Origin of the sequence: uncultured Cytophaga sp., assembly GCF_937863595.1 — a bacterium.
GTDB lineage: Bacteria > Bacteroidota > Bacteroidia > Cytophagales > Cytophagaceae > Cytophaga.
The window spans coordinates 1-6,967 of sequence record NZ_CALMGQ010000017.1 but is presented as its reverse complement, the minus strand read 5'-3'; the positions used below and the strand labels follow the sequence as shown (position 1 = coordinate 6,967).

At 32.2% G+C, this 6,967-nt stretch carries 6 protein-coding genes and 1 riboswitch; of the genes, 4 read left to right on the top strand and 2 right to left on the bottom strand.

Translation table 11 applies throughout. The annotated features are described in order from the left end of the window. Positions 1-1,614, top strand: a 1,614-nt coding sequence (locus Q0543_RS01645; RefSeq protein ID WP_299248165.1) for a sensor histidine kinase, incomplete at its 5' end; no start/stop codon positions are given. A 181-nt stretch (positions 1,615-1,795) separates the two neighbouring features. Here the strand turns inward: Q0543_RS01645 and Q0543_RS01640 are convergent. Continuing rightward, positions 1,796-3,100, bottom strand: coding sequence for a pyridoxal phosphate-dependent aminotransferase (locus Q0543_RS01640; protein WP_299248162.1), 1,305 nt, complete (start codon positions 3,098-3,100; stop codon positions 1,796-1,798). A gap of 272 nt (positions 3,101-3,372) precedes the next feature. Beyond that, positions 3,373-3,475: riboswitch (SAM riboswitch) on the top strand. A 118-nt stretch (positions 3,476-3,593) separates the two neighbouring features. Here Q0543_RS01640 and Q0543_RS01635 point away from each other — a divergent pair. The 3 genes from Q0543_RS01635 (at position 3,594) to Q0543_RS01625 (ending at position 5,476) form a co-directional block, all read left to right on the top strand. Further along, on the top strand, positions 3,594-3,833 hold the full coding sequence (locus Q0543_RS01635) for a hypothetical protein (protein ID WP_299248159.1): 240 nt from the start codon (positions 3,594-3,596) through the stop codon (positions 3,831-3,833). 123 nt (positions 3,834-3,956) lie between these two features. Then, complete coding sequence (locus Q0543_RS01630) at positions 3,957-4,745, top strand: PhzF family phenazine biosynthesis protein (RefSeq protein ID WP_299248156.1); 789 nt, start codon at positions 3,957-3,959, stop codon at positions 4,743-4,745. 440 nt (positions 4,746-5,185) lie between these two features. Then, positions 5,186-5,476: a hypothetical protein gene (locus Q0543_RS01625; RefSeq protein ID WP_299248153.1), complete on the top strand. Its 291-nt coding sequence runs from the start codon at positions 5,186-5,188 to the stop codon at positions 5,474-5,476. Positions 5,477-5,815: 339 nt separating this feature from the next. On the opposite strand, the gene Q0543_RS01620 is transcribed toward Q0543_RS01625, so the two are convergent. After that, positions 5,816-6,967, bottom strand: a 1,152-nt coding sequence (locus Q0543_RS01620; protein ID WP_299248150.1) for an AarF/ABC1/UbiB kinase family protein, incomplete at its 5' end; no start/stop codon positions are given.

Genomic DNA, 6,967 nt, shown 5'->3' with positions numbered 1-6,967 from the left:
TTTAAAGTAAATTCATCTACTATTTACTTTCTTGAAGCAACTGATTTTTATAATGTTAATCTACCTATTTTCGTTCGAACAAATAATATCAATATTCAAAAAACTGTCATTAAAAATTTATTTAATGCATTTTATTGGGGCGTTATAACGGTTATTGGATTAGTTGTTTTGTTTCTATTTGTCCAAACAAAAGAAGTTGTTTACTTATATTATGGCCTCTTTTTATTTGGAACTATTTTTTTAAACCTATTACTGGATGGATATGCATTTGCATACCTCTGGCCGAACTACCCCATAATAAATAGTTATAAATATGGATTATATGGTATAAGTGTGGTATCTATGCCTCTATTCATGTATCACTTTTTAGATATTCATTATCATTTCCCCAAATTAAAGTTTTTTTTTATAATCTTATCAGCACTATTTATCTTCATTCCTTTACTAAACATATTGGAATACCAAGCACTATGTATGTTAGTATTGCATGTTACTGCAATTATTCAAATATTTATTTATATTGGTTTGGGATTTCGGTTATTCTCAAAAGGAATTAAAAACGCATTCTATTTCATTATTGCATGGTCGATTTATTTGATATCTGTTCTATTAGCCGTACTCACCGCATCTGATATTATACCAAGCACATCTTTTTTAAACAATTATATACAAATAGGAACACTGATTCAAATATCAATATTCTCCTATATACTTTTAGGTAAATACAAAGAAATCAAACAACGACATATTGAAACACAACGAAAACTTATTGATATTTTAAAAGACAGAGAAACAGATCTTACCATACAAAAAGATGAACTCGAAAAATTAGTTTTTTTAAGAACGCAAGAAATTATCCATAAAAACAATGAGCTCTCAACACTCAATGCAAATTTAAATGGAATTGTAGATCAAAAAACGTTTGAATTACAAAATTCATTGAAAGAAATTGTTCGTACAAATGACCAATTAAAACAATTCAATTACATTACATCCCATAATTTAAGAGGCCCAGTATCAAGTTTACAAGGACTCATGAATTTATATAAAATAGAACATTCAGAGATAGATAAAGAAATCTATGTTTCTAAAATGAAGATCGTTATTGATCGAATGGATGAAATCCTTATCGATCTAAATAAAATTTTATCATACAGAAGTACATATAACTTAAAAGAAGACATTCATTTCAATGGTATCATTAACAATAATTTAACACAATTAGGAATTCCCTCAAAAACAGTTGCGCTTTCTATAGAACCTGAATTAAAAATTTCAGGAATCAAATCTTATTTTGAAAGTATATTTTATAATTTATTATCCAACAGCCACAAATATATTGATCAATCCAGAACGTTACACATAAGCATACGGATAGAAAAAAGCTCTGAAAAAAATTATAAAATTATTTTTAGCGACAATGGTATTGGTATGGATGAATCAAAAACAGCAGGGAAAATATTTGGTTTTTACATGCGTTTTCACGCACATGTGGAAGGAAAGGGATTAGGTTTATACATTACAAAAACGCAAATTGAACAAATGGGAGGAAGCATACGGGTGGAAAGTAAGCCGGGTGTTGGTAGTACTTTTATAATTGAACTACCCTTGTAGTTACCAGCCTCTAGGTACTAGTTACTAGACTACAAAAAAAATCAAAATAAATTTCAGGACTTAGATAAACTACTAGAATATAGACAAAACATTTCTATAAAAAGTGGAAGACTTAGATAAACGCTGAGACTTCCACTTTTTATAGTCTAGTACCTAGCAACTAGAACCTAGTGACTAACAATTAGCTTTTCAAATACGCTCTAATCGCGTCTCTGATATTCGTAAATGTTTTCTGAAGCAATTCTTCATTCTCCTCCAACAAGGTAACTCTGAAGCCTTTTAAATCCGAACAAAAGGAGGAAATCGGAACCACACAAATACCTGTTGCTGCTAATAAATAATATACAAACCGTTTATCTAAATCTATATTGGGTTCACTCACCCATTTTTCAACAAGCGCTTTATTTGCTTCATTTTGTATCGGTAACGTTTGTGTATCATTTAAAACGTCTTCTTTAAAAACGATCGTATTATAAAACGCACCATACGTTTCATTAAACATCAACTCTGGAATTTGTCCCAATATGCCAGCAATGATTTTACTGCGCTTGCCTATTTGATTATTTAATTCTTCTCTATAAGGCAAATATCTTGGATCGGACATGATTACAGGTATTGCTAATTGCGGAAGTGTTGTAGAACACACTTCAATCATTTTAGCATTATCTATAGCCGAACAGAATTTATCAAAGTCTTCGTCCTTACCGCGATTGTAATACTCCATCCATCCACAACGAGAACCTGGCCAAGGAAATTCTTTTGAAATCCCTTTCATTGCTATACCAGGCACATCGTCGATTACTTCTGCAAGTGAATACGCACGAGCGCCATTATACGTAATGTTCAAATAAATCTCATCGCTCAATAAAAACAAATTAAATTCGCGCGCGATTTCAACAATGCGTTTTAAGGTATCAAGCGGATACACCATGCCTGTTGGGTTATCCGGATTGATAATAAGTATACCAATGATATTGGGATTGTATTTTACTTTATTATACAAATCATCCAAGTCTGGATACCAATGATTATTGGGATCTAATTTGTAGGTAATCGGATCTTGACTTGCATGGGCAGCTTCTGCGGAAGAGTGTGTAGAGTATGCTGGAGAGGGTCCGATTACGCGAGAGCTTCTGCTAATGAATTGATATACCTTTGCAATCGCATCACCTAAGCCATTGAAGAATAAAATATCTTCTGCAGTAATTTGAGCACCAGCTTTTTTATTATTTAATTCTGCTAAAAATTGTCGCGTCTTTAAAATTCCTTTTGATGGACAATAGCTGTAACTTTTATTATCGAGCGTTAAATTAGAAATCGTCTCTCTAATCCAAAGTGGCACAACATTATTTTTTTGAATGGGATCACCAATATTTTCAAAAACAATAGACTGTCCATTTTTACTTATTAGATCTGCCTTCTTGACAATCTCTCTAATTTCATAACTGAGCTCTTTTGCTCCATCACTTAATATCTTATTCCTCATCCTACGTAGATTAAAATCCCACTAATTTAATAACTGTTTATGGGAATGCGTGCAATTTGGGCTTTAAAGTGAAAAGAAAGTTTTGCTCTATTCTTGATAATACAATTTAAAAATATGTAAATCTTTATATATCAAAAATAACATTTGTAGAAATAATCAAAATTGCAGAATATAATTTTGTTTTAATATGAAATAATAATAAATACAAAATATTATTTGCTAAAATAAAATTTTGTAGTACATTTGTATCACCTGCCAATAAAACGGTTCGTGTATTATAAAGAAGAAGGGAGAGATTAGGCTCTGTGAACTTCTGGCAACCTGCCCACCAAAGCAAGGTGCCAATTCCTACCCATGTGGAACGATAAAAAATACGACTATGAACACACATTGCATCTGTTAAAGAATAAAACGCTAAAGCGTTTTCAACTGACAAGATCCAGGATTTAAGCTTCAGTTTTTAATTCATTATTTAACACACACAGGTACAATTATGAACACTTCTATTCAATACAAAACACTTACCTTAAGTCCGAAGCCTTTTAGAAATCCGAAAACATTTTCTAAAGCGGAAACGCTCTATAGTCCAAATATTTTCGACAAGCACTTCATTCATTTAGCAAAGCCTTCTACAACTTTAAAAGATATTCAACTTACAATATCCAACGAGTGTATTCTAATTTCAACTAAATCACAAAACCCATTGTATAGTTTTGTTTGGTTTTTAAATTAGCGTTCAACCAAATGTGGACGTAAAAGAAACATACATCTATTATATTTTTTAACTTAAGATCCGTTTCAATATGAATAAGAATCATTTATTCCGTACTATTTAATATGTCATTAAAATTATATTATGTCAATAGCTGTTTATATTGTAAATGCATTTTCATCAGGACCATTTAGTGGAAACCCAGCAGCGGTTTGCCCATTGGAACAATGGCTTCCCGACGACTTGATGCAATCAATTGCTGCACAGCACAATCTTTCGGAGACCGTATTCTTTGTTAAAGAACAGAATGATTATGCAATTCGATGGTTCACACCTACAGTAGAAGTTCCTCTATGCGGACATGCCACCTTGGCTGCAGCATATGTTTTATTTAATGAATTACAGTATACGCACAATGAAATCCATTTTCAATCTAAAAGTGGATTATTAAAAGTGATTAAAAACAATGACATATTAGAATTGAATTTTCCGTCTGAAACGATTACGGACTTACCTTTTTCTATTCTTTCAGAAAAAGAACTAAGCGCTAAACCTATATACATAGGTAAAGGAAGAGTATTTATTTTAATTGAACTACAATCTGAAAAAGAAGTAGTCGATGCTAAGCCAGATGTGTTAGCTATACAAAGGTTAGATGCAGCTGGTGTTATTGTTACAGCAAAAGGAACATCTGTAGATTTTGTATCTAGAGTATTTGCCCCACAATCCGGTATTGATGAAGACCCAGTTACAGGATCTGCACATTGTTTGCTGATCCCGTATTGGGCACAAAAACTCAACAAAAAAACCTTGGTTGCAAAACAAGTATCAAAGCGAGGTGGATTATTGTATTGCACACTTGCTGGAGATAGAGTGCTGATTGGTGGCAGTGCAGATTTGTATTTGAAAGGGGTGGTTAATTATGAGTTATGAATTATAAATTATGAATGAGTAAAATTCAATTAGAACATGCCATTTATGTTTATGAACCATACGAATGAAAGCCTTACATATTATAGTTTGGGGAATAGCCCCAAGAATATAAAACATTCGTTTGTTATTCTAGCTGTGGTTTGGCACATTTAAGTGTAATCACTCTCTACTATAAATACTAAAAATGGACCACATAAACTGCCAACCACTTCACAATCTATTACAGCTCACAAATGGTTGGTAGTTTACGCAAATGATGGATTTTATAAAAAAATACATACGTGTGCGTAAACGTGCCAAACCTTGGCATATTCATGTATCAAAATATATTCTAAAAAATAACATTATCATGCCCTACCATACTCCTTCCGTTTGTTATTTGGAATTTGTTTTTTGGAATTTTAAAAAGTAGATTGGAATTCAAACAACTCTAACAAACGATGTCTGCTTCTTTAGACGATATGCCTGCTTACGAACATTTTCAAGATGAATTGGATTTTGAATTGAAACGATATGCGCATATAAATTCACGAAACAATTTGAATGAAGAAAATAATTTTATTCAATACATCTGCTTTGAATTATTTTTATCTAAACCAGAACAGGTAACGACTGAAATTATCAATCATTATTTTGAAGCAAATCCATTGAGCAAATCGGAAGTGTATTCGTTTCTAGAATTTATAAATACAGATTTAGAATCGTTTTTGAAAAATATGTTTGCGTATTAATTTTCAATATATAATACCAAATCTAAATTCAAAATAGTTCAAAATATATTTTAACTTTGCTAGGTTGTCGGCCAGAAAAGGCACAACAACGGGTAGCTTGGTGCTTAGGTTATGATATACCCAAATATAAAAATGGACTATTTTGTAATAGGAATTGGTATAAAATTGATCAGTTCTAAAAATAATACTTATTGTAGTATATTGGATTGTTGGTATCTCGCGGGAACACGCAATTGAACAATAAACATTTTGTATGTAAAGTGAATAATTGAATTTGAATTAAAAAATTCATTATAAAAAATAAGGGCTAAGAATTTTAAATATCTTAGCCCTTTTATATTACGATGTTTTGTTACCGTAAGATGTTGTACGAACCTGTGCACCTAATTGGTTTAATAAATTATACAAACCAAAATAGGTGCGGTTTACATAGATACCATCTTTAGAGCCTCTTGCCTGACGAGCATCTTTAATTTCTTTAACGGTGCTGATGTGTTCGCCAAAATCGTAGATACGTTTAAAATAACTATCATCGCTAAAATCAAACGTATCATTATGGAATGGTAAGCCAAGCAAACGCGTCATTTCACAAAATAAATCAAAGAATATTTCACGTTGAATCGGTGTGTCGTTTATATCAAAGAAATCCAACCGTTCAAATGTTTCCAACAATGTTTTTTTATCTTCTATGAGATCTTTATTGAGCAATTTAAAATATTCATTGTAGAATTTTTCTGGAATTTCCTTCACACAACCAAAATCAATTACACCGAGTGTGCCATCCATGCGCATCAAGAAATTACCTGGATGAGGATCTGCATGTACCGTGCGCAATTGATGCATTTGAAAATCATAGAAATCCCAAAGTAATTGTCCTATTTGGTTTTTAATTTCTTGAGAAGGATTAAGTGCCAGAAACTCTTTCATGTGAAAACCATCCAACCAATCCATCGTCAATATTCGCATACAAGAATATCCTGGATAGTAGTTTGGAAAAACTAAACCATGAATATGTGCGCATTGTTTTGATATTTCATTGGACCGTCTCAGTTCCAATACATAATCAGTTTCTTCAATTAGCTTCGATTCCACTTCATTCATGTACATGTCCAGATCTTTTTCTTTCATGTTCATCAATCGAAGTGCAAAAGGCTTCACTAATTTCAAATCGGATGAAACACTTTCTGCCACACCTGGATATTGAATTTTTACGGCAAATGTTTTCCCATCTTTTGTGGCTTTGTGAACTTGTCCGATAGAAGCAGCATTCGCAGCATTACGTTCAAACGTATCAAACATAGACTCTGGTGATTTTCCAAAATATTTTTGAAACGTTTTTACAACTAAGGGATACGAAAGTGGTGGAGCGCTATATTGTGCCATCGTAAATTTATCTACATAAGCAGTAGGCAACATATTTTTATCTTGACTCAACATCTGCGCAACTTTCAAAGCACTCCCCTTGAGCTGACTCAGTGTTTCATAAACATC

What these genes read in the sequence shown, in the direction of transcription:
- Q0543_RS01640 (WP_299248162.1), bottom strand. Translation starts at nt 3,100, where the DNA reads ATGAGGAATAAGATATTAAGTGATGGAGCAAAAGAGCTCAGTTATGAA.
- Q0543_RS01630 (WP_299248156.1), top strand. Translation starts at nt 3,957, where the DNA reads ATGTCAATAGCTGTTTATATTGTAAATGCATTTTCATCAGGACCATTT.
- Q0543_RS01625 (WP_299248153.1), top strand. Translation starts at nt 5,186, where the DNA reads ATGTCTGCTTCTTTAGACGATATGCCTGCTTACGAACATTTTCAAGAT.
- Q0543_RS01635 (WP_299248159.1), top strand. Translation starts at nt 3,594, where the DNA reads ATGAACACTTCTATTCAATACAAAACACTTACCTTAAGTCCGAAGCCT.